Here is a 25,487-nt window from a genome sequence, read left to right as displayed (position 1 = left end):
GAAAACGCTGTGGGGTGAAGCTACGGGGCCTACGTTGCAATTCGCCGCTGCATCAATCAAATTGTTTGTTGTTATGCCAGCCATCAGTGAGGGTTATCCATGAATCTGTTTCAGCTGCGCGCCTTCGATGCCGTGGCCCGCGAAGGCAGCTTCACCCGCGCGGCTGCGCGGTTGTTCATCAGCCAGCCGGCGGTCACCGGACACATCAAGGCACTGGAAGAGCATTACCAGATCACTTTGCTGCGGCGTACCGCGCGACGGGTGGAACTGACCGAGGAGGGCACCAAACTGGCAGCGATCACCCGCGCCATGTTCGGCCTGGCGGAAGAAGCGCAGACGCTGCTCGAGGCCAATCGGCAGTTACTGACCGGGCGTCTGGAGGTGGCGGCGGATGGGCCGCACATGGTCATGCCGATGCTGGCAAGCCTGCGCGCACGCTATCCGGGCATCACCGTGAACTTGCGTCTGGGCAACGCGCAGGAAACCCTGGCGGCGCTGTTGTCGGAACACGCCGATGTCGCGGTGCTGACCGAGGTCGAGCCGCGCAAGGGCCTGCATTTGCAAGCGCTGAGCGAATCGCGGATCTGCGCGCTGGTGCCGGCGGGGCATCGCTGGGCGAATCGCTCCGGGGAAGTGAAACTCAAGGAGCTGGACCAAGTGATCATGGTCCTGCGCGAGCCGACTTCGATTACCCGGCGCACGTTTGACCAGGCGTGTATGCAGGCGTCGATTCAGCCGCGGGTGTTGCTGGAGCTGGACAGTCGCGAGGCGGTGACCGAAGCGGTCGCGGCCGAGTTGGGTGTCGGTGTGGTGTCATCGGTGGAGGTCAGTCATGACCCGCGCGTGGTGGCGATCCCGATTGCCGGGGAAGGGCTGATGAACCGGCACATGATTGGCTGCATGGAGCGCCGGCGCGAGTTGCGCTTGATTCAGGCGTTTTTTGATCTGGCGCTAGCCGCACCGTGATCGTTCCCACGCTCTGCGTGGGAACGCAGCCCGGGACGCTCTGCGTCCCATCCAATAGCCGAACGCGGAGCGTCCGTTGAGGCATTCCCACGCAGAGCGTGGGAACGATCAGGACAGGGAGTGAGTCAGGTCAGGCTCTCGCGAACCATATCGAGAAACGTCGCCACCACCCGCCGCGAACTCTGTTCGCGCAAGCACACCAGGGTTTCGGTCAGGCGCCTCGTGCAGTCGGTGATCGGCAACGCGCAGACCCGTGAGTCGGCGCCGAACTCCGCCGCTGAAACCACACCAACCCCGATCCCCACCACCACGGCTTCGCGCGCCGCTTCCCGACCTTCAACCTGAATCGCCGGGCGTATGCGCAAGCCCGCTCGAGCCATTTCCTCTTCCAGCGTCTGCCGGGTTACTGAACCGATCTCACGCAGCACCAGTGGCGTGTCATCCAGATCGGCCAGACAGATCGATTCGCGCTCTGCCCACGGATGATTGCGCGAAACGAACGCCACCATCGGATCGTTGCGCAACGGCACGCACAGCAAGCGTTCATCGGTTACGTCGCGGCCGAGCAGCGCCAGATCGGCCTGATAGTTGAACAGGCGAAACAGCGATTCATCGGTATTGCCGGTTTCGATTTTCACGCTGATGCCCGGGTAGCGTTCGCAGAACCGTGCGATCTGCGGCAACACGTGGATCGGCGCGTCCACCGCGAGAATCAGGCTGCCGGTCTGCAGGGCCTGGGATTCCTGCAGCAATTCCTGCGCTTCGGCTTCGATCACGAACAGGCGCTGGGTGATCGTCAGCAGACGCTCGCCCAGGTCGGTCAGGCGTACGGAACGTTTATTGCGGTGAAACAGCAGCACGCCGAAGCGTTCTTCGAGTTTGCGTACCTGGTCGGAAATCGCCGGTTGCGTCAGATAAAGCCGCTCGGCGGCGCGGGTGAAGCTGCCATGGACGGCCACCGCATGGAACGCTTTGAGTTGGGCATGAGAGATGGACATGGTGGCTCCAGTAACAAGCTCAGCTTATGTGTGAAATACGATAAATCGATTTTATTTATTAAACAGTAATTGCTTTGATCGGCTCACGCCATCGCTGACTGCTCGGTCGAACAGCAGCGCCGGCCCATGAGCCTGTGCGTGCAACAGCAGACTCATCTGACCGGTATCGCTGAAGGGAAGGGGCGGTAACGCAGTGCTCAACAATAAAAAACACAGGCGTTTTTCTTAATCGATTCTGCCGGCACACTCACACCCTGAGGTCAGAACCACCATGAACAAGCACATCGGCACCCTGGCGCGTTGGCGCGTGCAGATCTTCGCTATTACCTGGCTCGCGTACGCCGCGTTCTACTTCACCCGCAAAGCCTTTTCGGTAGCCAAACTGGGCATCGCCGAGGACTCTGATTTCACCCTCGACAAAATGGCCATGGCCAACCTCGACGCGATCTATCTGGCGGCGTATGCCCTCGGACAGTTCACTTGGGGCATGCTCGCCGATCGCTTCGGTCCGCGAGTGGTGGTGCTTGGCGGTTTGCTGATATCCGCCGCTGCGGCGCTGGTGATGGGCAGTTTCGCTACATTGCCGATCTTCGCCACGTGCATGTTGATTCAAGGTTTGGCGCAGTCCACTGGCTGGTCCGGGCTGTGTAAAAATCTTGGCAGCTTCTTCCCGTCTGAGCAGCGCGGGCGGGTGCTCGGCTTGTGGAGTTCCTGCTACGCGTTCGGTGGTCTGGTCGCCTCGCCGTTCGCCGGCTGGTGGGCCTACACGCTGGTCGGCACCTGGCACGCGGCATTCATTTCCAGCGCGGCGGTGGTCGCGGTGGTCGCCGTGCTGTTCTTTATCTTCCAGCGTAACAAACCGGAAGACGTCGGCTTGCCGGCGGTGGAGCCCGAGCCGGAACTGACCGCCGAAGAAACCGCAGCCAACAGCAAACTCAGCGTCTGGGAGCCGTTGAAGGAAATACTGCGCAACCGCACGGTGCTGGTGCTGGGCCTGGCGTATTTCCTGCTGAAACCGGCGCGCTACGCGATTCTGTTGTGGGGTCCTGTGATTGTTTTCGAACAGATGCCCAGTGTCGGCAAGGTCGGCGCGGCGATCATTCCCACCGCGTTTGAACTGGCCGGATTGCTCGGGCCGATCATGATCGGCCTGGCCTCGGACAAACTCTTCGGCGCCCGACGCATGCCGGCCTGCGTGCTGAGTCTGCTGGCGCTGACCGTGACGCTGGCGTTGTTCATGGCCGCGCTGAACACCGGCAGCGTGTTGTTGGTCGTCGCGTTGCTGTTCGTCATGGGCCTGACGTTGTACGGCCCGGACTCGATGATCAGCGGTGCAGCGGCCATCGATTTCGGCAAGGCCAAGGCCGGCGCCACCGCCGCCGGTTTCGTCAACGGCTGCGGCTCCGTTGGCGCGGTGCTCGGCGGTTTGCTGCCGGGCTACTTCGACTCGGTGACGGTGTTTATCGTCTTCGCCGGATGCGCGCTGTTCTCGGCGCTGGTGCTGATTCCGCACTGGAACAGTCGGCCGGTCGGCGTGATGGAGCCGCGCGCGGCGATCCCCAACTGCCCGCTGAGCGTCAAACCGCTGCGTTCCTGAAACCCTTCGCCCCGAGGCCTGCTGCGCGGTGCGCGGCAGGCTGCGTCGTGGCTATCTGACTGGAGATTTCCCATGCGACCGTTCTGGCTCGAGCAAGCCTTGCAGGCCGACCCATCTGAGCAGTGTCCACCGCTGCAAGGCGAGGTGCGCACGGATGTGTGCATCGTTGGCGGCGGCTACACCGGATTGTGGACGGCGATCATGCTCAAGCAGCAAAACCCGGAGCTGGAGGTGCTGCTGATCGAAGCAGACATCTGCGGTGCCGGCGCCAGTGGCCGTAACGGTGGTTGCGCACTGTCATGGTCGGCCAAGTATTTCACCCTGGAGCGCTTGTTCGGTGTCGACGAGGCGGTGCGTCTGGTCAAGGAATCGGAGCGCAGCATCCATGCGATCGGCGAGTTCTGCGAGCAGTACGGCGTCGATGCCGACTACCGCCTCGACGGCACGCTGTACACCGCGACCAATCGCGCCCAGGTCGGCGCAACTGACGCGGTGATCGCGGCGCTGGAGCGTAATGGCATCAACTCGTTCAGCCAGCGCCCGCTTGCCGATGTGCAGCGTATGGCCGGTTCGGCAAAACATCTGGAAGGCTGGTTTTCCCCGGCGGCCGCCAGCGTGCAACCGGGCAAACTGGTGCGCGGTCTGCGCCGGGTGGCGCTGCAATTGGGCGTGAAAATCCATGAGGGTACGGCGATGACCGGACTGGAAGAGGGCCGCCCGGCACGTGTTCACACGCCCGGCGGCAAGGTCATCGCCGACCGCGTGGTGCTGGCGATGAATGCGTGGATGGCCCGCGCGTTTCCTCAGTTCGAGCGCAGTGTGGCGATCGTTTCCAGTGACATGCTGATCACCGAACCGCGCCCGGACCTGCTGCAGCAAATCGGTTTGACCAGCGGCGTCAGCGTCCTCGATTCGCGGATTTTCGTGCATTACTACCACAACACCCCGGACGGCCGGATCATGCTCGGCAAGGGCGGCAACACCTTCGCCTATGGCGGGCGGATGCTGCCGGTGTTCGATCAGCCGTCGCCTTATGCCGGATTGCTCAAGCGCAGTCTCGCGGATTTCTTCCCGGCCTTCGCCGAGGTCAAAATCGACGCGACGTGGAACGGCCCATCGGATCGTTCGGTGACCGGTTTGCCGTTTTTCGGCCAGATGAGCGGTGCGGGCAACGTGTTTTACGGCTTCGGTTATTCCGGCAGCGGCGTCGGCCCGTGTCACATGGGCGGGCAGATTCTCGCCGCGCTGGTGCAGGGCCTGGATAACCCGTGGACCCGTTCGCCGCTGGTCAACGGGCCGCTGGGTTATTTCCCGCCGGAACCGATTCGCTACCTCGGCTCGCTGATGGTGCGCAACGCCATCCGCCGCAAGGAGCGCGCCGAAGATCACGGGCGCCGGCCTCGGCATCTGGATGTGCGGCTGGCCAAGTTCGCGGCGGCGGCGGGCAAGGCGGACAAAGGCTGAGGCGCCGATCAATGCTCGGCGCGGTGGCTCAGCCAGTCGAGCAACAGGCTGTCGCGCGCGGGTTCTGATTCGCGCTCCGGCGGCTGGCGTGCGTGGCTGAGGCACAGGATCGGTCGGTCCGGATCACTGTCGAGGAAACTCACCCACACTTCACTGCCGGCACGCGGTAATTGATCGACCGCGACGGGGCCGCTGAACCGGCTCATGGCGATCGGCAGCCACAGGGCGTCGCTGGCGGATTTATCCGCAGACGGCCACAGGCTTACAGCGAGGCAGCCGTTTTCGTCCACTTGCGCAGGTTGCCCAGGCGCACCCGCGACTTTCGCCAAGTGATAACCGGCAATATTCGGGCGAGCTTGTTTGAGTGGCGGACGGAAATCGGTCGACCAGGGCTGCGCAGTGAAGTCGTTGTGATAACGCTGAACGCTTGGCGCCGGATCAAGTATCGAAGGGTGCTGCCCTTGGTGGCGCACGGCGCATATCAGCCATTGTTCGTTGAAATGATGAATCGGATGGTCGGCCACAAGCAGCAGTCGTCCACTGAGCAAATCGCTGCAATCACTGCGCCCGTGAATGGAACGCAACTGGCAGCGCTGGCGTTGCAGATGGCGCCGGCTGCGCTGTTCGGCGTACAGACGTTCCGGCGATCGCGCGGGCATCGGCAACTCGGTGGAGACTTCGTTGGCGGCTTCGGCGTTGCCGGTTGGCTGGCCACGATTGCGCACCGCATGCAGCACCGGCACCGGCGCCGCGCGATGTTGTTGATAGAGTGTGCTGACGCAGGGCGATGGGGGTTGCTCATCGACATTGAAGGGAATTTCGATCGGTTGCTGGGGCAGGCTCAGGCTGTCGTCGGCGAACACCACGACGTGTCCGTCCGGCCCATGTTCGAAGTGATAGTGGATGCCTTCTTCTTCGCATAGCCGCTGCAGCAGTGCCAGATCGCTTTCTTCGTACTGAATGCAAAACGCCCTTGCCGGGTAGTGACCGACGCTCATTTCAATGCGGTAGCTGTGCGCTGGCAGGGCATGTTCTTCGAGCAGTTGCTGGATGATCTGCGGCGTACTCAGGTGAGTAAACACGCGGCGCTTGTGCGTTTGCGCCAGTTGTTGCAGATGCGGCACCAGAATCAGTCGATAGCCGACCCGATGGGTCCCGCGATGTTCGCAGCTGGCGCTGGAAATGACGCCGTGGAACCCGTGCTGCTCACTGAGCCGCAGAAAGGCCGGCCGGTGCAGGAAGGATCCCGGAACGATGGCCGGGGCCAGGCCGAGCAGTTCGATGTCGAAACGGTAAGGCTGGTTCAGCGCTTCCTCGCCGCGAAAACGCACCACCGGCAGGCGCAATCCGCTGTCGGTCAGCGTAAGGGTGAAGGGACTTTCCTTGTCATTGAGCATTCGAGCAGGCCCTGTCAGGCGATACGGGGTTTCAAGGGTACGAAACCGTCGGCCTGAATGGTCATGTCAAAGGCGCTTTTCAGAATCCCCCTACATGCTTTGGTGAAGATGTCGATTCCGTCGGCTGTTTTTTTGGTCGATTGCCGACTTTAGGCCGTATAAACTTGCCGCCACGCGTCGGCCAATAGATGTCTCGGCGCCACAGATCAAGAGAGTGAGTAATGGGCGCACAGTGGAAGGTTAAACACAAAGAAGCGGCAGCCAACGCCAAAGGGAAGATCTTCGGCAAACTGGTGAAGGAAATCACCATTGCTGCACGCAACGGTGCCGATACCGCCACCAACGCACACCTGCGTCTGGTGGTCGAGCAGGCGAAGAAAGCCTCGATGCCAAAAGAAACCCTCGATCGCGCGATCAAGAAAGGCGCCGGTCTGCTGGGTGAAACCGTGCAATACCATCGCGTGACCTACGAAGGCTTTGCCCCGCATCAGGTGCCGCTGATCGTCGAATGCGTCACCGACAACATCAACCGCACCGTCGCGGAAATCCGCGTGGCGTTCCGCAAGGGCCAGTTGGGCGCTTCCGGTTCGGTGGCGTGGATGTTCAACCACGTCGGCATGATCGAAGCCTCGCCGGACAGCCCGGATGCCGATCCGGAAATGGCTGCGATCGAAGCCGGTGCCCAGGATTTCGAGCCGGGTGAAGAGGGCGCGACGCTGTTCCTCACCGACCCGACCGACCTCGACGCTGTGCAGAAGGCACTGCCGGAACAAGGCTTCACCGTGCTCTCGGCCAAGCTCGGCTACCAGCCGAAGAACCCGGTCAGCGGCCTGAGCGACGAGCAGATGGCTGAAGTCGAAGCGTTCCTCGAAGGCCTCGACAACCATGATGACGTGCAGGACATGTTCGTCGGTCTGGCTGGCTGATCTGTCGCGCCAGTAATGACCTCTTCGCGAGCAGGCTCGCTCCCACACTGGAATGTATTTCAACTGTGGGAGCGAGCCTGCTGGCGATTGACCGTGCAGCGGTCACAGGTTCTCCAGCACCTCGATCACTTCACTGAACCCCGGCCGCCCCAGCACATCGGCCTGACAGCAACGTCGTTCCAGCGCCTGCAGTTGCGCGCGGCGCTCCGTACTCAATCCTGAGTCGACACGCTCCAGCAATTCCCCCAACAACACACCGAACGCACGGACTTCCAGGCGCTGCAATGCGCGCGTCTGCACATCATCGCCGGTGGCATGAAACGACGCCGCGCCGAAATCCCCGAGCAGACAATCGCCCTGATCGTTCAACAGAATGTTGTGGCCATACAGATCGCCGTGGGTGATGCCTTGGCGGTGCAGGTGCTCGGCCGCTGAGGCGATGCCTTTGGCGACGCGCAGGGCGACCTCGGCGGGGAACCGGCAATCTTCGGCATAAACATCCCGCGAGCAGGAGTCCAGGCTGGGCAAACCGGCGAGATTGCCGAAGCTCGGATCAATCAATTGCATCACCAGCCCCTGCTGTTGATCGGGATGGCCGCTGATGCGCCCTTCGACGCGGATCAGGTTCGGGTGCAGGCCTGCGGTGATGCAGGCGTTCATCTCATGCAACGGCGAGCCGTCGCTGGTCATCTCGCCTTTGTACAGCTTCACCGCAACCGCTTGCGCCGTGCCGTCGTCGCGCTGCCAGACTGCCCGGGAAATCACCCCGGAAGCGCCTTCGCCCAATTGCTGTTCAAGGCGCAGCGCCGACCAGTCGATCAGCGGCGTGGCCTCAAGGGCAGCGGCATCGGCTTCGGTCTCCAGCGGATTGCCGGCGTAGGCCAGCCAGGTCAGGCTCGGCAAGGTCAGCAACCACTGCGGCAGTTCGCTGAGTTGGTTGGCAGCGATGCGCAGCAATTCCAGCCGATGGCAGTGGCGCAGGGAGTCTGGCAGCGTTTGCAGGCGATTGCCGGCGAGCATGAGCTTCTGCAGAGCGGGGCGTTCACCGAGTTCGATGGGCAGGCTTTCGATGCGGTTATCGGTGAGGATCAGCCAGCGCAGCTGCGGCGGCAGGGCGGCACCGGGCACATTGACGATGCGGTTGGCCTTGAAGCCGACCATGGTCAGCGCGGTGCACTGGCCGAGGCAGGCCGGCAGTTCGCTGAACTGGTTGTCGGAGCAGAACAGCACGCGCAGGCGGGTCAGGCGATGCAGGTCAGCGGGCAAGCTGGATAACGCGTTGCCGCTGAGGTTGAGCACTTCCAGCGTGTCGGCCAGTTGGAAAATTTCGTTGGGGAATTCGGTCAGCCCGCAGGAAAGGTCGAGGCGGGTGATGCCGGACAGCTCGCCGGCGCGCAGTTGAGCAAGGGTGTGCATGTCTGGTTTCGCTATTGATCGGTGGAGCGACGCGGGGGCGCTGGAATGGGCGACATGATAGCGGTAAAGCGGATGCTGAACGGATTTTGAGTTGTCCCGGGACCTTGTGGGAGCGAGCAGGCTCGCTCCCACAGGGCTCGCTCTCACAGGGTAGGGAGTCAGTTGGGAGCGTGAATTTCCTGCAATTGCCCCAACCGGCTGCGCGTGCGCGCCAGGTCGATGGCGTGACCTTCCAGGCTCTGGCCCAGCGGCAGTTGGCCGAGCAGGGTCAGGTGTTTGTCCTGATCGTAGAGCACGTCAATCAGATTGATGAAGCGCTGCTGCACGGCGATCGGACATTCGCCGAGCTGCGGCAGGTCATCGATGATCCACTGGTCGAAACGCTGGCACAGTTGCAGATAATCCATCACTGCCGTTGGCTGTTCGCACAGGTCGTTGAAGGTGAACGCGACTCGCCGGCCTTGGCAAAAACGGGCCTGAAGCTGGCGCTTGCCAACTTCGAGGGCAAGGGCAGGCGCGTCGGCCGGTGGCAGGTCCAGAGTCTGACGTTGAGCTGCCGTCGCCGGCCACACGTAATGTCCTTGGGTAAACACTTGATGCGTGTGTTGGCGGTTGAGTGCGCGGTAGTCGTGGGCGCCGCCGACTTCCATCACTTGCATGCGCGTGTTGATCAGCTCGATCACCGGTTTGAAGCGCGCGTGATACAGCGGATTGGGCAGCAGGCCCTCGGGTGCATAGTTGGAGGTCACCAGCAGCATGATCTGCCGTTTGAACAGGGCCTTGAACAGCCGCGTGATCAGCATCGCATCGCCGATGTCATGCACGTGAAATTCGTCGAAACACAGCACCTGGCAATCTTCCAGCAGTTCGTCCAAGGTGATTTCCAGCGCGTCTTCCTCCTGGCGATGACGGAACATGCCGTCGTGCAACCGGGCAAAAAACTGATGGAAATGCAGGCGGCGTTTGCGCGTGATCGGCAGTGCCTGGAAAAAACCGTCGAGCAACCAGCTTTTACCGCGCCCGACGGCGCCGTACAGGTACAGACTCGGCGGTGTGTGGCCGCTGTCGCCGAGCAGCACGCTGGCTTGCTGCGCCATGCAGTCGATGACTTGCTGCTGACTGCGGCTGAGGGTGTAGCCCCGGCTTCTGGCCTTGTCGCGGAAATAATCGCGGATGGTCGCGGCATGAGCATCGTGCCCGGCGCTGGCGGGCAGGCTTTTGCCGAACAGGCGGCGCAGCAACGGCCAGCGTTGGCTCAGTCGTGATCGTTTCGGCGTTCGGGCGGGCACGCGGGACAGGCTCCTGGTTTCTCAGACCGGCTCCACAGCGAGCGCGGTGGCCCCAGTGTAACCAGAGCCCGGGCGTCGGCTCCATGAAATATCACCATCAGAACGGTGGCGATTGCTTGAGCAACTCTGCCGCCGGCGAGTCGGTCGGGCTGACCACCGCATAGTTGTAGCCCGGCCCTGACCAGTAATCGGCCTGCAGATCGCCATCGCTGCGCGAGCCACGCGGCAGCAGGGTGTTTTTCGGCCCCGGTGGACGCAGGTAAAAGCTCACTTTGTGACCGCTGCCATCCTCATACATCACCATCGCCGCCGCGCCTTCATCGGTGCTGAGCAAGCGCCCGCTGACCGGCTCGAATCCGGCAGCTTTCAAGTCCGGCAAGCGCCCGGCACCGCTGAAGTAGCGGTCGAGCCAACGCTGCATGTCGCCGTCGCTGTCGACCTTGTAATCGGCGGGCAGTACGCCTTGCTGGGCGATCAGGCGATAGGCTTGCAATGCGTCAGTCATCGGCAATTGCGCAGGGCGCGCCAGGGTCATTTCCCGCGCCTGCCAGCCACTGAAACCGCCGATGCTCACGGCAATCAGCAACACCGCCGCGCTGGCCAGGTGGCGACGGGACTGCTGGCGGCGGCGCTGGCGAATCATCATCGGGTCGAGCGCCGGATTGGCCGGTTGCTGCAAGGCGCCACTCAGCGCTGCGCGCAACTGCTGGGCGTCGCGTTGCCAGGCGCGCACCTGCGCTGCTTCTTCAGGGTGGCTGGCCAGCCAGGTCTCGAGCACGCGCCGATCGGCGTCGCTGAGCTGGTGGTCGACGTAGGCGTGCAAATCTCGTTCGCTGGGAGGCAGGCTGATCATTTGAGTATCCGCAAGGAAGGGCTGCTGATTTCGCCGTCGCTGAGTTGGCGCAAGGCCTGGCGGGCGCGGGACAGGCGCGACATCACGGTGCCGATCGGGGCGCCGAGGATCTCGGCGACCTCTTTATAGGACAGGCCTTCCACCGAGACCATCAGCAGCAAAGCGCGCTGTTCGGTGGGCAGGCGTTCGAAGGCTTGCAGGGTCGACTGAGCAATCACGGTGCGTTCCACCGACGGCTCGGTATCGTCGCGACCGGTGAAAAATTCCAGCATGCGCGCATAGCGCCGCGAGCGACGGTGCGCATCGAGAAATTGCCGATAGAGAATTGCGAACAGCCAGGCGCGCAAGTCGCCTTCGGCGCGTTTTTCCCCCCACGCCGACAGCGCCCGCTCGAGGCTGGCCTGGACCAGATCGTCAGCGCTGCTGCTGTTGCGCGTCAACGACACGGCGAAGCGGCGCAATCTGGGAATGATTTCTCTCAACTGTTCGTCGAATTCGCTCATGAATTTCTGCTGGTCGCTACGCTGTGAACTAGGAAGACGCCCGTCAGCGCAGGTTATTCCCCGTGCGCAAAAATAAATACCGCGCCGTGGAATAAACCCGGACGGGGTGCGTCTTGCTGACTCTTTCCACTTGTGGCCGATGGCCTGGAGATATTCATGGTTGATCGCTCGTCCCCCAACGCTGCACCGCCCGGCAGGCCGCCGCGCCAGCCACTGAGCGCCGCGAGCCTGGTTTTACGTCTGGGCGGCATTGCCGTGATTGTCGCCGCCGTGGCCGGGGCGTTTGCCTACGTGCATGGCAACCTTGACCCACAACGATTGACGCCAAAAGCGTTGGTCGATGTGCTGGAAAAGAACAACGGCGTGCATCCCGGCTTTCGTCGCAATCATGCCAAGGGTGTTTGCGTGATCGGCCATTTCGAAAGCAGCGGCGAGGCGCGCGCGTTCTCCACGGCACAGGTGTTCAACCTGCCGCAGACACCGGTGGTGGGGCGTTTTGCCTTGCCGGCGGGCAATCCCTATGCGCCGGACAGCGCCGTACCGATCCGCAGTCTGGCGCTGCGCTTCACCCAGGCGAACGGTCAGCAATGGCGCACCGGCATGAACAGCATGCCGGTGTTTCCGGTGGGCACGCCTGAAGCGTTCTACCAATTGCAGCAGGCGCAGTCGCCGGATCCAGCCACTGGCAAGCCCGACCCGACGAAGGTGCCGGCGTTCTTCGCTGCACACCCGGAAGCCGTGCCGTTCTTGACGTGGGTGAAGACCGCCAAGCCTTCGGCCAGCTACGCCACTGAAACCTATAACAGCATCAATGCGTTCTATCTGGTCGATGGCAACGGTAAAAAACAGGCCGTGCGCTGGAGCATGACCCCTTTGGCGCAGGACGCAGCAGGTGCCACAGCCCCTGAAGGCGCGGACTTTCTCGAGAAGGATCTGGTGCAACGCCTGGCCGCCGCACCCTTGCGCTTCCAGTTGAACATCACCCTGGCCAATGCCGACGACCCGGTCAACGATGCCAGCAAGACATGGCCCGCAAATCGCAAAGTGCTGAACGCCGGGACTCTGGTGCTGGAGAAAACCCAGCCGCAGCTCAGCGGTGAATGCCGCGACATCAACTACGACCCGCTGGTGCTGCCGGCCGGGATTCAAGGCTCGGAAGATCCACTGCTGGCCGCGCGTTCTGCCGGCTATGCCGATTCCTACCTGCGTCGCACCAGCGAAGTCAGCCAGTTGCCCGCCGCCAAACAGGAGGCTCGTCCATGAGCAAGCAACCGACGCATTTCGTTTTGCTGGCGCGCCTGCTGCACTGGCTGATGGCGCTGATGATCATCGCCATGCTGTTTATCGGTGCGGGCATGGTCACTTCGGTGTCGTCTCGCCATGAATGGCTGATTCATTTGCACAAGCCGCTGGGCATCGCGATTCTGGCGCTGGTGATCGTGCGCCTGCTGGTGCGCTTCACCACACGACAACCGCCACTGCCGGATGATCTGCCGGGCTGGCAGGTGCTGGCAGCCAAGGCTTCCCACGTCTTGTTGTATGCGTTGATGCTGGTGTTGCCGCTGCTCGGCTGGGCGATGATCAGTGCCTCGGGCGAGCCGGTGATGCTCACGGCGTCGCTGCATCTGCCGTCGATTGTGCCGGCTGACGCGCAACTGTTTGCGGTGCTGCGCAAGTCCCATGGCTATCTGGCGTATCTGCTGTTTCTGACGGTGCTGCTGCACCTGGCGGCGGCGCTGTTTCATGGCTGGGTGCGTCGTGACGAAGTGCTCGACAGCATGTTGCGCGGGCGTGATCGCGGCTGACCCTGTAACGCAAAAGATCGCAGGTCGGCTGCGATCTTTTGTCGTTACAGAGGAGGGGATCAGCGCAGGGTGTCGACCATGTCGGCGAGGGTGGTCAGCACATCCTTGCCCAATTGCTTGGAACGTTTGCCCGACCAGCCGGTGATCTTGTCCGGGTGGTCGTCGTGGTCCTTGAACGGCATCTCCAGGGTCAGCGACAGGCAGTCGAATTTCTGCCCGACGCTGTTGCAGGCCAGGGTCATGTTGGCCTGTCCCGGTTCGTCGCGGGTGTAGCCGTAGGTGGTCTGGAAGTCTTTGGTGGTGTGCTTCAGATGGCTGCGGAAATGCTCTTCAAGCTTTTCGATGCGCGATGTAAAGCCAGGATTACCTTCACAGCCGGCGGTAAAGACGTGGGGGATTTCCTCGTCGCCGTGCACGTCGATAAACGCATCGACGCCATATTTTTCCATGTGCTGCTGGACGAAAAGCACTTCCGGACTGATGTCCTGGCTGGCGTTCTGCCAGGCCCGGTTCAAGTCCTGGCCCATGGCATTGGTGCGCAGGTGGCCGTGGAAGGCGCCATCCGGGTTCATGTTCGGCACCAGATACAGATCGGCGCTGGCCAGCAGTTTGTTCAAGACCGGATCGTCCTGGCGCTCCAGACGCTCAATCACGCCTTCCATGAACCATTCCGCCATGTGCTCGCCCGGATGCTGCTGGGCGATGATCCAGATCTTGCGCTGGCCTTCGGCACCGGTGCCTTTGCGCAGCAGCTGAATGTCCCGGCCCTCGACACTTTTGCCGGTCGCCAGCAATTCGGTGCCAGCCTTGCTCAGCGCCTGTTCGATCAGCCAGTCGTGGCGGCCGCGGCTGTAGGGCTCGAAGTAGGCGAACCAGGCGTGGGTCTGTTCGGCTTCGAGGCAGAAGCGCAGGCTGTCGCCTTCGAAGCTGGTGGGGATGCGGAACCAGTTGACGTGGTCGTAGGAAGCGACTGCCTGATAGCCGGTCCAGGCCTTGTTATAGGAGGACTGGCTGGCGTTGACCAGACGAAACCAGTGTTCCTGATGCACATGCAGGCCGCTGGCCTTGAAATGGAACCACTGAAAATGAGCGCTGCGGGTGTCCGGGCGGATGGCCAGAACCGGATTGAGCGGGTTGCTGATGTCGATGACTTGGATATTGCCGCTGTCGAAATTGGCGCTGATGTCGAACGAAGATTTGGCCACGGTCATAATCGCTTCCAGAGCAGGATTTTTATGACCGGTACTTTACACGCAGGCAGGGCTGAAACCGAGGGGAATTGCGGGCGTAGCGGGGGGCGTCTTCCGTGACGCGCCAGCAGCTTAGAGGCTGTGCGATTGATTCTCAAGTGCTGATTGCCATTAGTTTTGCCCAATGTGGCCGGGCTCGGCTTGCCAATCAATATTCTTTTGATATTATCCGCGCCATCGAATTTGCAGCACCCAAAGACTTCATTAGCCTGAAGACGCAAGCCCGAAAAACGGGCAAAAAAAGACCCGGCAAAAAGCCGGGTCAAAAACCGTGATTAGCCTGATGAGGAGATAGTCCAGAAGACCGACCTAAGGTCTCTGGTCCATCGACTGATCTCGCGACCAGCTGCTTGCAATAATAATCATTATCATTTGCAAGTCAAATGTTTTTATCTGCGCGATGGGAAAATTCTTTCCTGTCCGCCCGTACCTTGTCCGCCGTGACTTCGTCGTTGTCGATCGAATGGTCGACCATCGCCCGCGCCATATCCACCATGTGCACCACCGAAAAGGCCAGATCGCGATTGGTGCCTTGCAGGTTTTCTGCGGCCTTGAACGCGGTGGCGGCTGCACATCGCAACAGATCCGAGGCATGCACCAGCGCTTCCTCGCCGCTGAGATGGCCTTTGACATTGAAAAAACGTTCGTCCGTCTCGGGTTCTGAAACAGCCGGTTTCAAGTAGTAGTCCAGCGCGCGCTGTGCGGCGGCATTGCCTTGAGGGGAGGTGAAGCTGGTGTCGATTTGCAGATCGGGCAGGTCTTTGCTGCTGATGTTCATCATGAAACGTCACTCCATGTTCGATTGAAAGTCCGTTTCCTTAGGATAGTACCGCCTGTATTTGTGACGAGAATTTAAATACTACAATATGTGTTTTGCCGGTCGAAGACGTCCGCGTAAGGTGCGGCACATGGATAAATGGATTGAGTTGGTCAAGGCCAAGATGAGTGAACTCAAAGTCACTCAAACAGAGCTTGGAGAGCGCGTCGGCATGTCCCAGGGCGGGATCGGTCATTGGCTGAACAAGCGTCGCGAACCCGGTGTTACCGAAATGAACCGCGTGCTCAAGGCGCTGGGAATGGACTTCCTGGAAGTCGTTCTGGTGATTCGCGAGCCGCAGCCGACGCCGGAAGACGAAATGCCGCTGGCGCAGAAGTACAACCCGTACTTCCGGTATCCGGTCTGCGATTGGCGTGCACCGTGCGAAGTGCGTGACACTGCGGCGAGCTATCCCGGAGCATCAGCGAAGCAGCGCTTCGAACTGACGGATTACCACGCTCGTGGCGGTGCCGCGTTCTGGCTGACGGTGACGGGGGATTCGATGACCGCGCCGAGCGGCCAGAGCATTGCCGAGGGCATGCTGATTCTGGTTGACCCAGAGTTGGAGGCAGTGCCTGGCAAACTGGTGATCGCCCAGTGGCCGGACAGCGAAGAAGCGATTTTCCGCAAACTCGACGAACAGGCCGGCCAGCGCTACCTGGTGCCGCTCAACCCGACCTGGCCGAAAACCCTGCTCACCGATGAATGCCGGATCATCGGCGTGGTGGTTCAGGCAACGGCGCGTTACTGAGCGGATCGATCCTCGCTCAAGGCGAGGGTCGATCCTTTTATTTCATCCCTCTTCCAGTTCAACCAAAGCGCTGCCTTCGCTGACCATATCGCCTTCCTGGCAATACAGCGCTTTGATCACACCGGCGTGCGGCGCGCGGATGCTGTGTTCCATCTTCATGGCCTCCAGCACCACCAGTTGCGCCCCGGCCTCAACCGACTGTCCCGTTTCGACCAGCACGCGCACGATGCTGCCGTTCATTGGCGCGGTCAGACCGCCCTGATGGCTGTGGCTGGCTTCAACGGCACTGATCGGATCGAACGCTTCGATGCGCCGCAACTCGCCGTCCCATTCCAGATACAACGCGCCACCCTGACGAATCGCCCGCAATGTGCGGCGCACGCCGTCATGCTCGATGGTCAGCGCCTCGCCCAGCAGTTTTGCATGGGCCGCAGTTCTCAAGGTCAACGCGCGATCCTGTCCCTCGCAGCTCAAGTGCAAGGTGATTTGCGCCGGCAAACCTGCGCGCAAACCACTGCTGCAAGACCAGGGGGAGGCGGGATCATCCGCCCGCGCATGCTTCGGCAGACTCTGCGCAAACGCCTGCGCCGCCGCTTGCCAGAACTCATCGCTCAACGCGCCCGGCGCTGGCAGCAATTGCTCCTGATAGCGCGGAATGAACCCGGTATCCAGCTCTGCCGCCGCAAACGCCGGCTGCGCGATGATCCGGCGCAGGAAATTGATGTTGGTCTTCAGCCCGCCAATCGCAAACTCGTCGAGCATGCTCAACAAACGCAAGCGCGCCTGTTCGCGATCTTCACCCCAGGCAATCAGTTTGCCGAGCATCGGATCGTAGAAGGGCGAGATCTCGTCACCTTCCTCAACGCCGCTGTCTACCCGCCGCCCCGGTCCCTGTGCCGATTCGCGGTACAAGTCCAGACGCCCAGTGGCCGGCAGGAAATCATTCGCCGGATCTTCGGCATACAAGCGCACTTCGATCGCGTGACCATTGAGTGGCACCTGCGCTTGGGTGATCGGCAGCGCTTCCCCACGGGCGACGCGAATCTGCCAGGCGACCAGATCCAGCCCGGTGATTGCTTCGGTCACAGGGTGCTCGACTTGCAGCCGCGTGTTCATCTCCATGAAGAAAAACTCGCCGCGCGCATCCAGCAAAAACTCCACGGTGCCGGCGCCGACATAACCGATCGCCTGCGCCGAACGCACAGCCGCTTCGCCCATTGCCCGGCGCAACTCGGGCGTCAGACCCGGCGCCGGGGCCTCTTCGACGACTTTCTGGTGCCGACGCTGGATCGAGCAATCGCGCTCGTTGAGATACAGGCAGTTGCCGTGCTGATCGGCGAACACCTGAATCTCCACATGACGTGGCTTGAGCAAATACTTTTCCACCAACATCCGCGAGTCGCCAAACGACGATTGCGCTTCGCGCTGCGCCGAGGCGAGGGCTTCAGCGAGTTGGCTGACATCTTCGACGACTTTCATGCCTTTGCCGCCACCACCCGCAGTGGCCTTGAGCAGCACCGGATAACCGATGCGTTCGCAGGCTTCGCGGAAGGTGTCGAGGTCCTGCGCTTCGCCGTGATAGCCCGGAACCAGTGGCACGCCGGCCTTTTCCATCAGCGCCTTAGCGGCGGATTTGCTGCCCATCGCATCGATGGCCGCGGCGGGCGGGCCGAGGAAGATCAGCCCGGCGGCTTCGATGGCGCGGGCGAATCCGGCGTTTTCCGATAGAAAGCCGTAGCCGGGATGAATCGCCTGGGCACCGCTGGCCTTGGCGGCGGCGATCAATTTATCGATTTGCAGATAACTCTCGGCAGCCTTGCTGCCGCCCAGATCCACGCGGATATCGGCTTCACGGCTGTGCCGCGCATCGCGGTCGGTGGCGCTGTGCACGGCGACGGTGGTCAGGCCCAGAGCCTTGGCGGTGCGCATCACGCGGCAGGCGATTTCGCCGCGGTTGGCCACCAGCAGGGTGGTAATCACAGGTGCGCTCATCAACGCGACTCCTTGGTGGATGCGGCTTGCCAGTTCGGTGGGCGTTTTTGCAGGAAGGCACGCAAGCCTTCCTGGCCTTCAGGGCTGACGCGAATCCGCGCGATGGCATTTTCGGTGTAGCGGCGCAGGGCCGGGGTCAGCGCGCCGTTGCCGACTTCGCGCAGCAAGTCCTTGCTGGCGCGCATGGCGGCGGGGCTGTTGAGCAACAGGTTGTCGATCCACTGTTCGACCTGTTGCTCCAGTTCCGCCGCAGGATAGCTTTCGGCGAGCAAGCCGATCTCCCGCGCCCGCTGTCCGCTGAAGCGCTCGGCCGTCAGCGCGTAACGCCGTGCCGCACGCTCACCGATCGCCTGCACTACGAACGGACTGATCACCGCCGGCGCCAGGCCGATGCGCACTTCCGACAGGCAGAACTGCGCGTCATCGGCGCCGATCGCCATGTCACAGCAACTGATCAAGCCCAGCGCGCCACCAAACGCCGCGCCCTGAACCACGGCCAGCGTGGGGATTTTCAGTTTGGCGAGGTTGTACATCAGCTCGGCCAGCTCGCGGGCGTCATCGAGGTTGGTGTGGTAATCGAGTTCCGCTGATTGCTGCATCCACGCCAGGTCGGCGCCGGCACTGAAATGCTTGCCATGCCCGCGTAGTAGCAGGAAACGCAGGCTCGAATCGCTGGCGACCTTGTCGAGAGCGAGGATCAGTTCGCGGATCATCTCGGCGTTGAACGCGTTGTTTTTCTCGGCGCGGTTGAGCCATAACGTCGCGAAACCGCGTGGATCGGTTTGCAGTTCGAGGGTATTGAAGTCGTTCATATTCATCCGTCTCCACGGTTCTTGTGGGAGCGAGCCTGCTCGCGAAAGCGGGGTATCAGTCGATCTATCCGCTGCCTGACAGAGCGCATTCGCGAGCAGGCTCGCTCCCACAAAAAAACATCACATCCGGAACACGCCGAAGCGGCTCGGTTCGATTGGCGCGTTCAGCGACGCGGACAAGGCCAGGGCCAGTACGTCGCGGGTCTGCGCCGGATCGATGACGCCGTCGTCCCACAGCCGCGCGCTGGAGTAGTAGGGGTGACCCTGTTCTTCGTACTGATCGAGAATCGGCTGCTTGATCTCGGTCTCCTGCTCGGCGCTGAACGCCTGACCGCTGCGTTCGGCTTGTTCGCGTTTGACCTGCACCAGAACGCCTGCGGCCTGTTCGGCGCCCATCACGCCAATCCGCGCGTTCGGCCACATCCACAAGAAACGCGGATCGTAAGCGCGACCGCACATGCCGTAGTTGCCGGCACCGAAGCTGCCGCCGATGATCACGGTGAATTTCGGCACTTTGGCGCAGGCCACCGCGGTCACCAGTTTCGCGCCGTGCTTGGCGATGCCGCCGGCTTCGTACTTCTGGCCGACCATGAAACCGGTGATGTTCTGCAGAAACAGCAGCGGGATGCCGCGCTGGCAGGCCAGTTCGATGAAGTGCGCGCCTTTCTGCGCGGCTTCGGCGAAGAGGATGCCGTTGTTTGCCAGAATCGCGATCGGGTAGCCGTGCAAATGCGCGAAACCGCAGACCAGCGTGGTGCCGAACAGCGCTTTGAATTCATCGAACACCGAACCGTCGACCAGCCGCGCGATCACTTCGCGCACATCGAATGGCTGCTTGGCGTCAGCCGGAACCACGCCGTACAACTCGTCGCTGGCGTACAGCGGCGCAATCGGCGTGCGCTGCTGCACCTCGCCGAGCTTGCGCCAGTTGAGGTTGGCGACGCTGCGGCGGGCGAGGGCGAGGGCGTGTTCATCGTTCTCGGCGTAATGGTCGGCCACGCCGGAGGTCCTGCAGTGCACATCGGCGCCGCCCAGATCTTCGGCGCTGACCACTTCACCGGTCGCGGCTTTCACCAGCGGCGGGCCGGCGAGGAAAATCGTCGCCTGGTTGCGCACCATGATCGCTTCGTCCGCCATCGCCGGCACATACGCGCCGCCAGCGGTGCACGAACCCATGACCACGGCGATCTGCGGGATGCCCATGGCACTCATGTTGGCCTGGTTGAAAAAGATCCGCCCAAAGTGCTCGCGGTCCGGAAACACTTCGTCCTGACGCGGCAGGTTGGCACCACCGGAATCCACCAGATAGATGCACGGCAGGCGATTCTGCTGGGCGATGGTCTGCGCGCGCAGGTGTTTTTTCACGGTGAGCGGGTAATACGAGCCACCTTTCACCGTCGCATCGTTGGCGACGATCATGCACTCCACGCCTTCAACGCGACCAATCCCGGCGATCACCCCGGCAGCCGGGACGTCTTCGCCGTAAACCGCATGGGCGGCAAGTTGGCTGATTTCGAGAAACGGCGAGCCGGGGTCTAGCAAGCGATTGATGCGCTCGCGCGGCAGCAATTTGCCCCGCGAGGTGTGGCGTTCCTGAGCTTTGACACCGCCGCCCTGCGCGACTTGAGCGAGCAGGGTGTGCAGCGCGTCAACCTGTTTGAGCATCGCCGCATTGTTGGCGGCGAACTCCGCTGAACGCGGGTTGATCTGAGTGTGCAGAATCATGGGGCTTACTCCGTAAGCAGCTTCTAGCTACAAGCGGCAAGCTGCAAGTTGGGGCGAGAGCGTGGTTCTCTTGCAGCGTGTAGCTTGCGGCTTGCAGCTGACGAGATTCATTTCGTCTCGTTGAACAGTTCGCGGCCGATCAGCATGCGGCGGATCTCGCTGGTGCCGGCGCCGATTTCGTAGAGCTTGGCGTCGCGCAGCAGGCGGCCGGCGGGGAATTCGTTGATGTAGCCGTTGCCGCCGAGAATCTGGATCGCGTCGAGGGCCATTTGCGTGGCGCGTTCGGCGGTGTAGAGGATCACCCCGGCCGCGTCCTTGCGCGTGGTTTCGCCGCGCTCGCAGGCCTGGGCCACCGCGTACAGATAAGCGCGGCTGGCGTTGAGCTGGGTGTACATGTCGGCGACTTTGCCCTGGATCAGCTGGAATTCGCCGATGCTCTGGCCGAACTGCTTGCGGTCGTGGATGTACGGCACGATCAGGTCCATGCACGACTGCATGATTCCGGTCGGGCCGCCGGAGAGCACCACGCGTTCGTAATCGAGGCCGCTCATCAGCACTTTCACGCCACCGTTGAGCACGCCGAGAATGTTCTCTTCCGGTACTTCGACATCGTCGAAAAACAGCTCGCAGGTGTTGGAGCCACGCATGCCGAGCTTGTCGAACTTGTTGCTGCGGCTGAAGCCTTTCCAGTCACGCTCGACGATGAACGCGGTGATGCCGTGCGGGCCTTTTTCCAGGTCGGTCTTGGCGTAGATCACGTAGGTATTGGCGTCGGGGCCGTTGGTGATCCAGGTTTTGCTGCCGTTGAGGACGAAGCGGTCGCCGCGTTTGTCGGCGCGCAGTTTCATCGAGACCACGTCGGAACCGGCGTTGGGCTCGCTCATCGCCAGGGCGCCGACGTGCTCGCCGCTGATCAGTTTCGGCAGGTATTTGCTTTTCTGTTCGTGATTGCCGTTGCGGTTGATCTGGTTGACGCAAAGGTTGGAGTGCGCGCCATAGGACAACGCCACCGACGCCGAGCCGCGGCTGATTTCTTCCATCGCCACTACGTGCGCCAGATAACCCAGACCCGCGCCGCCGTACTCCTCCGGCACGGTGATGCCGAGCAGGCCCATGTCACCGAATTTGCGCCACATGTCGGCGGGGAACAGGTTGTCGTGGTCGATCTGCGCGGCGCGCGGGGCGATCTGATCGGCGACGAAGGACTGCACCTGATCGCGCAGCATGTCGATGGTTTCACCGAGGGCGAAATTCAGGGATGGATAGCTCATGGGTCACCTTTTGGCTTTTTTATCGGGTGGAGCGCACGACGAATCGGCGTTCAGCTTTACGTTAACGTAAAGCTTCCACAGTTCGACTGTCAATCGGCTTTACGTAAGCGTCAACTTGGGCGAGAGTAAGGGCAGTTCAGGATCAGATATCGGTTTGTTTCTGGTGGGAGCGAGCCTGCTCGCGAAAGCGCTGTATCAGTCGCCCTAAAGGGTGAATGACGCAGCGTATTCGCGAGCAGGCTCGCTCCCACAGGGATTCAAAACCGGGAAAACCCACTAATAAAGACAATAGGGGTCGTCATGGATCAACCCAGTGCAAACCCGCAGCGCAGCTACACCCGTGGCTCTCAGGACCATGCCCTGCTGGCGATGACCATCGGTCAGCGCTTCGATCAGACTGTCGCGCAATACCCTGACGGCGAGGCTTTGGTGGTGCGCCATCAGCAGTTGCGTTACTCCTGGCGGCAACTGGCCGACGCGGTGGATGAGCAGGCCAGGGCCTTGCTCGCACTGGGCTTGCAGACCGGCGATCGCCTCGGCATCTGGGCGCCGAATTGCGCGCAGTGGTGCATTACCCAGTTCGCCACGGCGAAGATCGGCGTGATCCTGGTCAATATCAATCCCGCCTATCGCAGCTCCGAACTCGAATACGTGCTCAAGCAATCCGGCTGCCAGTGGCTGGTCTGCGCCGGAGCATTCAAAACCTCGAATTACCACGCAATGCTCCAGAGCCTGGCGCCAGAATTGGCCGAGCACGCCATCGGTCAGCTGCGCAGCGAACGCCTGCCGGAGCTGCGCGGCGTGATCAGCCTCGATGCCAATCCGCCGCCCGGTTTTCTGCCGTGGTCGCAGCTCAGCGATCTGGCCGCCAGTGTCTCGTCCGAACCGCTGCGCGAACGCAGCACCAGCCTGCATTTCGATCAACCGGTAAACATCCAGTACACCTCCGGCACCACCGGTTTCCCCAAGGGCGCGACCCTCAGTCACTACAACATTCTCAATAACGGCTACATGGTCGGCGAAAGCCTCGGCCTGACGGCTGCCGATCGTCTGGTGATTCCGGTGCCGCTGTATCACTGCTTCGGCATGGTCATGGGCAACCTCGGTTGCGTCACCCATGGCAGTACGATGATTTACCCCAATGACGCGTTCGATCCGGCCCTGACCCTGCAAGCAGTAGCGGAAGAGCAGGCCACGGCGCTGTACGGCGTGCCGACCATGTTCATCGCCATGCTCGATCAGCCGCAGCGGCAGACTTTCGACCTGTCGAGCCTGCGCACCGGGATCATGGCCGGCGCCACCTGTCCGATCGAGGTCATGCGCCGGGTGATCAACGAGATGCACATGAGCGAAGTGCAGATTGCCTACGGCATGACCGAAACCAGTCCGGTGTCGTTGCAGACCGGGCCTGCGGATGAGCTGGAATTGCGCGTCACCACGGTCGGGCGCACCCAGCCGCAACTGGAAAGCAAGATCATCGACACCGCCGGCAACCTCGTGCCGCGCGGCACCATTGGCGAACTATGCACGCGCGGCTACAGCGTGATGCTCGGCTACTGGAACAACCCGCAGGCTACTGCCGAAGCCATCGATGAGGCGGGGTGGATGCACACCGGCGACCTGGCGAGCATGAACGAGGAGGGTTACGTCAACATCGCCGGGCGTAACAAGGACATGATCATTCGTGGCGGCGAGAATGTTTATCCCCGTGAGCTGGAGGAGTTCTTCTTCACCCATCCGGCGGTGGCCGACGTGCAGGTGATCGGTATTCCGTGCTCGCGCTACGGTGAGGAAATCGTCGCCTGGATCAAATTCCACCCCGGCCATAGCGCCTCGGAACTGGAGCTGCAAACCTGGTGCAAGGAACGCATCGCCCATTTCAAGACACCGCGTTACTTCAAGTTCGTCGACGCGTTTCCGATGACGGTGACGGGCAAGATCCAGAAATTCAGGATGCGCGAGATCAGTATCGAGGAGCTGAAAACAATCGACCGATAACCACGTCTTCTGTGGGAGCGAGCCTGCTCGCGAATGCAGTGTGTCATTCAGCGTAAATGTGTCTGATACACCGTTTTCGCGAGCAGGCTCGCTCCCACAGGGATGCAGTGATAGAGAGGCGAATCGCAGAAAGCACAAAGGGGAGCCGAAGCCCCCCTTTAATTTGTCGTTGCGTGCTCTTTTTATTATTGAGGGTCGGTCTGTTGTTGTTTTTGGCAACCGTGGCCCTGTACAGCTTTTTGGCGACCCCCATCCGGGGTCAAGAGCAAACGTATTTTTTTGAGCGCTGATCTGCTTTCTCGTTTAACGATCCAACCGATTCGGGAGCTACCTGAAGGTAGTTTTATTGTTCTCTGCCCGGTTGCGGGTCACTCCTGAGAGCACCCTGAAAAGCACACCTTCTCCAAAAAAATCTGTTAGCTGCGTCTCTGCCGTGTTGTTCTTGTTATGTCAGAGTCGTTTCGTCTTGTTTTTATTGGTTTGCGGCTTTTTATTCTTGTTATGCGATAGAGATAGCAGGTGTCGTGCCAACTTTTAAAAATCCTTTTGAATCAACCACTTAGGATTTCGAGGCTTTTTCAGCTTGGGGCAAAGCCAGACAATTTGTTTCCGTGTTACTCGCTTTTGCCCACATCGCTGACGCAGCGGTAACACCTCACTGCGCGCTGCGCGCCTTCGCCACCCGCGAACCGCTCGGGCGGCCGAGCACTGCGCTGATCTGCTGGCCCGCGGCAATCAAGGCGTCCAGGTCGATACCGGTCTCGATGCCCAGGCCATTGAGCAGGTACACCACGTCTTCGGTGGCAACGTTACCGCTCGCGCCTTTGGCGTACGGGCAGCCGCCGAGGCCGGCGATAGAGCTGTCGAACACCGCAATGCCTTCGAGCAGGCTGGCGTAGATGTTGGCCATGGCCTGGCCATAGGTGTCGTGGAAATGCCCGGCGAGTCTGTCCCGTGGCACCTGCGCCGAAACCACCTCGAACAGGCGCCGGGTCGCGCCGGCCGTGCCGGTGCCTATGGTGTCGCCCAGCGACACTTCGTAGCAGCCCATCGCGTACAGCTCGCGCGCGACCATCGCCACTTGCTCCGGCGCAACCGTGCCTTCATACGGGCAGCCCAGCACACAGGAAACGTAACCGCGCACGGTAACGCCGTGTTGTTTGGCGGCCTCCATGATCGGCGCAAACCGCGCCAGGCTTTCGCTGATCGAGCAATTGATGTTGCGCTGCGAGAACGCCTCGGAGGCGGCGGCGAACACCGCGACTTCCTTGACCCCGGCGGCGAGCGCGTCTTCAAAACCGCGCAGGTTCGGCGCCAGTGCGCCGTAGGTCACGCCGGGTTTGCGCTGAATCTGCGCGAACACTTCGGCGGAGCCGGCCATCTGCGGCACCCATTTCGGCGAGACGAAACTGCCGACTTCGATGTAGCCAAGCCCGGCGGCGCTCAGCGCATCGACCAGTTGCACCTTGTCAGCGACGCTGATCGGCTGGGCTTCGTTCTGCAGGCCATCGCGCGGGCCGACTTCGATCAGGCGTACTTGGGAGGGGAGGGACATGGGTGGGACCTGCTTCGTGGATTCGTGGTGATCCCTGTGGGAGCGGGCTTGCCCGCGATGAGGTCGGAACATCCTGCAATGATGTTGACTGACCCGACGCCC

Annotated in this window: 22 protein-coding genes; 9 read left to right on the top strand and 13 right to left on the bottom strand. The window is 61.6% G+C overall.

Annotated features, from left to right (window positions below; all coding sequences use genetic code 11):
• The first annotated feature begins 99 nt into the window (after nt 1–99).
• On the top strand, nt 100–966 hold the full coding sequence (locus OK411_RS18460) for a LysR substrate-binding domain-containing protein (protein ID WP_264365496.1): 867 nt from the start codon (nt 100–102) through the stop codon (nt 964–966).
• Between the two features lie 125 nt (nt 967–1,091).
• Here OK411_RS18460 and OK411_RS18455 read toward each other — a convergent pair whose 3' ends face one another.
• Complete coding sequence (locus OK411_RS18455; protein WP_016775328.1) at nt 1,092–1,964, bottom strand: LysR family transcriptional regulator; 873 nt, start codon at nt 1,962–1,964, stop codon at nt 1,092–1,094.
• A gap of 271 nt (nt 1,965–2,235) precedes the next feature.
• On the opposite strand from OK411_RS18455, the gene OK411_RS18450 reads away from it, so the two are divergent.
• Both OK411_RS18450 and OK411_RS18445 read left to right on the top strand, forming a co-directional pair.
• Entirely contained in the window at nt 2,236–3,561 is a 1,326-nt protein-coding gene (locus tag OK411_RS18450) for an MFS transporter (protein ID WP_264365495.1), read from the top strand.
• Between the two features lie 72 nt (nt 3,562–3,633).
• Complete coding sequence (locus OK411_RS18445) at nt 3,634–5,025, top strand: FAD-dependent oxidoreductase (protein WP_264365494.1); 1,392 nt, start codon at nt 3,634–3,636, stop codon at nt 5,023–5,025.
• An 8-nt stretch (nt 5,026–5,033) separates the two neighbouring features.
• On the opposite strand, the gene OK411_RS18440 is transcribed toward OK411_RS18445, so the two are convergent.
• Nucleotides 5,034–6,422, bottom strand: coding sequence for a type VI secretion system Vgr family protein (locus OK411_RS18440; RefSeq protein ID WP_264365493.1), 1,389 nt, complete (start codon nt 6,420–6,422; stop codon nt 5,034–5,036).
• A gap of 221 nt (nt 6,423–6,643) precedes the next feature.
• Here OK411_RS18440 and OK411_RS18435 point away from each other — a divergent pair, with 221 nt between their 5' ends.
• A complete protein-coding gene (locus OK411_RS18435; RefSeq protein ID WP_073471330.1) occupies nt 6,644–7,348 on the top strand; it encodes a YebC/PmpR family DNA-binding transcriptional regulator in 705 nt (234 codons plus the stop codon).
• A gap of 102 nt (nt 7,349–7,450) precedes the next feature.
• Here the strand turns inward: OK411_RS18435 and OK411_RS18430 are convergent, their stop codons facing one another.
• The 4 genes from OK411_RS18430 to OK411_RS18415 form a co-directional block, all read right to left on the bottom strand.
• A complete protein-coding gene (locus OK411_RS18430; RefSeq protein ID WP_264365492.1) occupies nt 7,451–8,764 on the bottom strand; it encodes a protein kinase in 1,314 nt (437 codons plus the stop codon).
• Nucleotides 8,765–8,922: 158 nt separating this feature from the next.
• Nucleotides 8,923–10,053: a cell division protein ZapE gene (zapE, locus tag OK411_RS18425; RefSeq protein WP_217878512.1), complete on the bottom strand. Its 1,131-nt coding sequence runs from the start codon at nt 10,051–10,053 to the stop codon at nt 8,923–8,925.
• Nucleotides 10,054–10,150: 97 nt separating this feature from the next.
• The gene (locus OK411_RS18420) at nt 10,151–10,906 is read right to left on the bottom strand and encodes an anti-sigma factor family protein (RefSeq protein WP_110600761.1); all 756 of its coding nucleotides are present in this window, start codon (nt 10,904–10,906) and stop codon (nt 10,151–10,153) included.
• On the bottom strand, nt 10,903–11,409 hold the full coding sequence (locus tag OK411_RS18415; RefSeq protein WP_264365491.1) for an RNA polymerase sigma factor: 507 nt from the start codon (nt 11,407–11,409) through the stop codon (nt 10,903–10,905). Before OK411_RS18415 ends, OK411_RS18420 begins: the two co-directional genes overlap by 4 nt.
• 156 nt (nt 11,410–11,565) lie before the next feature.
• Between OK411_RS18415 and OK411_RS18410 the strand changes: the two genes are divergently transcribed.
• Complete coding sequence (locus tag OK411_RS18410; RefSeq protein ID WP_151552815.1) at nt 11,566–12,672, top strand: catalase family peroxidase; 1,107 nt, start codon at nt 11,566–11,568, stop codon at nt 12,670–12,672.
• Nucleotides 12,669–13,214, top strand: a complete 546-nt coding sequence (locus OK411_RS18405; protein ID WP_024013443.1) for a cytochrome b — start codon at nt 12,669–12,671, stop codon at nt 13,212–13,214. The genes OK411_RS18410 and OK411_RS18405 overlap by 4 nt, the downstream gene beginning before the upstream one ends.
• Before the next feature lie 59 nt (nt 13,215–13,273).
• Here the strand turns inward: OK411_RS18405 and OK411_RS18400 are convergent, their stop codons facing one another.
• Nucleotides 13,274–14,425 (bottom strand): M14-type cytosolic carboxypeptidase, encoded by a 1,152-nt coding sequence (locus OK411_RS18400; RefSeq protein ID WP_264365490.1) that lies wholly within the window; start codon nt 14,423–14,425, stop codon nt 13,274–13,276.
• Between the two features lie 95 nt (nt 14,426–14,520).
• Here OK411_RS18400 and OK411_RS18395 point away from each other — a divergent pair, with 95 nt between their 5' ends.
• Nucleotides 14,521–14,739: a hypothetical protein gene (locus OK411_RS18395; protein ID WP_264365489.1), complete on the top strand. Its 219-nt coding sequence runs from the start codon at nt 14,521–14,523 to the stop codon at nt 14,737–14,739.
• A 104-nt stretch (nt 14,740–14,843) separates the two neighbouring features.
• On the opposite strand, the gene OK411_RS18390 is transcribed toward OK411_RS18395, so the two are convergent.
• Nucleotides 14,844–15,242: a DUF6124 family protein gene (locus OK411_RS18390; protein WP_071172941.1), complete on the bottom strand. Its 399-nt coding sequence runs from the start codon at nt 15,240–15,242 to the stop codon at nt 14,844–14,846.
• A 130-nt stretch (nt 15,243–15,372) separates the two neighbouring features.
• Here OK411_RS18390 and OK411_RS18385 point away from each other — a divergent pair, with 130 nt between their 5' ends.
• Complete coding sequence (locus OK411_RS18385) at nt 15,373–16,032, top strand: LexA family protein (RefSeq protein WP_038861876.1); 660 nt, start codon at nt 15,373–15,375, stop codon at nt 16,030–16,032.
• A 42-nt stretch (nt 16,033–16,074) separates the two neighbouring features.
• Here OK411_RS18385 and OK411_RS18380 read toward each other — a convergent pair whose 3' ends face one another.
• The 4 genes from OK411_RS18380 to OK411_RS18365 form a co-directional block, all read right to left on the bottom strand.
• The gene (locus OK411_RS18380; RefSeq protein WP_264365488.1) at nt 16,075–18,024 is read right to left on the bottom strand and encodes an acetyl/propionyl/methylcrotonyl-CoA carboxylase subunit alpha; all 1,950 of its coding nucleotides are present in this window, start codon (nt 18,022–18,024) and stop codon (nt 16,075–16,077) included.
• The gene (locus tag OK411_RS18375) at nt 18,024–18,836 is read right to left on the bottom strand and encodes a gamma-carboxygeranoyl-CoA hydratase (RefSeq protein ID WP_186566350.1); all 813 of its coding nucleotides are present in this window, start codon (nt 18,834–18,836) and stop codon (nt 18,024–18,026) included. Before OK411_RS18375 ends, OK411_RS18380 begins: the two co-directional genes overlap by 1 nt.
• Nucleotides 18,837–18,956: 120 nt before the next feature.
• Nucleotides 18,957–20,561: a carboxyl transferase domain-containing protein gene (locus tag OK411_RS18370; protein WP_264365487.1), complete on the bottom strand. Its 1,605-nt coding sequence runs from the start codon at nt 20,559–20,561 to the stop codon at nt 18,957–18,959.
• Nucleotides 20,562–20,668: 107 nt separating this feature from the next.
• Nucleotides 20,669–21,832 (bottom strand): isovaleryl-CoA dehydrogenase, encoded by a 1,164-nt coding sequence (locus OK411_RS18365; protein WP_016775311.1) that lies wholly within the window; start codon nt 21,830–21,832, stop codon nt 20,669–20,671.
• Nucleotides 21,833–22,132: 300 nt separating this feature from the next.
• Between OK411_RS18365 and OK411_RS18360 the strand changes: the two genes are divergently transcribed.
• Nucleotides 22,133–23,830, top strand: a complete 1,698-nt coding sequence (locus OK411_RS18360) for an AMP-binding protein (protein WP_264365486.1) — start codon at nt 22,133–22,135, stop codon at nt 23,828–23,830.
• 655 nt (nt 23,831–24,485) lie between these two features.
• Here OK411_RS18360 and OK411_RS18355 read toward each other — a convergent pair.
• Entirely contained in the window at nt 24,486–25,385 is a 900-nt protein-coding gene (locus OK411_RS18355; RefSeq protein ID WP_041477111.1) for a hydroxymethylglutaryl-CoA lyase, read from the bottom strand.
• Nucleotides 25,386–25,487 lie beyond the last annotated feature (102 nt).

It is taken from the genome of Pseudomonas sp. RG1, assembly GCF_025910115.1.
GTDB lineage: Bacteria > Pseudomonadota > Gammaproteobacteria > Pseudomonadales > Pseudomonadaceae > Aquipseudomonas > Aquipseudomonas atacamensis.
The sequence above is the reverse complement of the archived record's forward strand: the minus strand, read 5'-3'. Positions and strand labels throughout refer to the sequence as shown.

Excerpts from the sequence above, each read along its gene's own strand:
- OK411_RS18460 (WP_264365496.1), top strand. The coding sequence starts at position 100 with ATGAATCTGTTTCAGCTGCGCGCCTTCGATGCCGTGGCCCGCGAAGGC.
- OK411_RS18455 (WP_016775328.1), bottom strand. The coding sequence starts at position 1,964 with ATGTCCATCTCTCATGCCCAACTCAAAGCGTTCCATGCGGTGGCCGTC.
- OK411_RS18450 (WP_264365495.1), top strand. The coding sequence starts at position 2,236 with ATGAACAAGCACATCGGCACCCTGGCGCGTTGGCGCGTGCAGATCTTC.
- OK411_RS18445 (WP_264365494.1), top strand. The coding sequence starts at position 3,634 with ATGCGACCGTTCTGGCTCGAGCAAGCCTTGCAGGCCGACCCATCTGAG.
- OK411_RS18440 (WP_264365493.1), bottom strand. The coding sequence starts at position 6,422 with ATGCTCAATGACAAGGAAAGTCCCTTCACCCTTACGCTGACCGACAGC.
- OK411_RS18435 (WP_073471330.1), top strand. The coding sequence starts at position 6,644 with ATGGGCGCACAGTGGAAGGTTAAACACAAAGAAGCGGCAGCCAACGCC.
- OK411_RS18430 (WP_264365492.1), bottom strand. The coding sequence starts at position 8,764 with ATGCACACCCTTGCTCAACTGCGCGCCGGCGAGCTGTCCGGCATCACC.
- OK411_RS18420 (WP_110600761.1), bottom strand. The coding sequence starts at position 10,906 with ATGATCAGCCTGCCTCCCAGCGAACGAGATTTGCACGCCTACGTCGAC.
- OK411_RS18415 (WP_264365491.1), bottom strand. The coding sequence starts at position 11,409 with ATGAGCGAATTCGACGAACAGTTGAGAGAAATCATTCCCAGATTGCGC.
- OK411_RS18410 (WP_151552815.1), top strand. The coding sequence starts at position 11,566 with ATGGTTGATCGCTCGTCCCCCAACGCTGCACCGCCCGGCAGGCCGCCG.
- OK411_RS18405 (WP_024013443.1), top strand. The coding sequence starts at position 12,669 with ATGAGCAAGCAACCGACGCATTTCGTTTTGCTGGCGCGCCTGCTGCAC.
- OK411_RS18400 (WP_264365490.1), bottom strand. The coding sequence starts at position 14,425 with ATGACCGTGGCCAAATCTTCGTTCGACATCAGCGCCAATTTCGACAGC.
- OK411_RS18390 (WP_071172941.1), bottom strand. The coding sequence starts at position 15,242 with ATGAACATCAGCAGCAAAGACCTGCCCGATCTGCAAATCGACACCAGC.
- OK411_RS18385 (WP_038861876.1), top strand. The coding sequence starts at position 15,373 with ATGGATAAATGGATTGAGTTGGTCAAGGCCAAGATGAGTGAACTCAAA.
- OK411_RS18380 (WP_264365488.1), bottom strand. The coding sequence starts at position 18,024 with ATGAGCGCACCTGTGATTACCACCCTGCTGGTGGCCAACCGCGGCGAA.
- OK411_RS18375 (WP_186566350.1), bottom strand. The coding sequence starts at position 18,836 with ATGAACGACTTCAATACCCTCGAACTGCAAACCGATCCACGCGGTTTC.
- OK411_RS18370 (WP_264365487.1), bottom strand. The coding sequence starts at position 20,561 with ATGATTCTGCACACTCAGATCAACCCGCGTTCAGCGGAGTTCGCCGCC.
- OK411_RS18365 (WP_016775311.1), bottom strand. The coding sequence starts at position 21,832 with ATGAGCTATCCATCCCTGAATTTCGCCCTCGGTGAAACCATCGACATG.
- OK411_RS18360 (WP_264365486.1), top strand. The coding sequence starts at position 22,133 with ATGGATCAACCCAGTGCAAACCCGCAGCGCAGCTACACCCGTGGCTCT.
- OK411_RS18355 (WP_041477111.1), bottom strand. The coding sequence starts at position 25,385 with ATGTCCCTCCCCTCCCAAGTACGCCTGATCGAAGTCGGCCCGCGCGAT.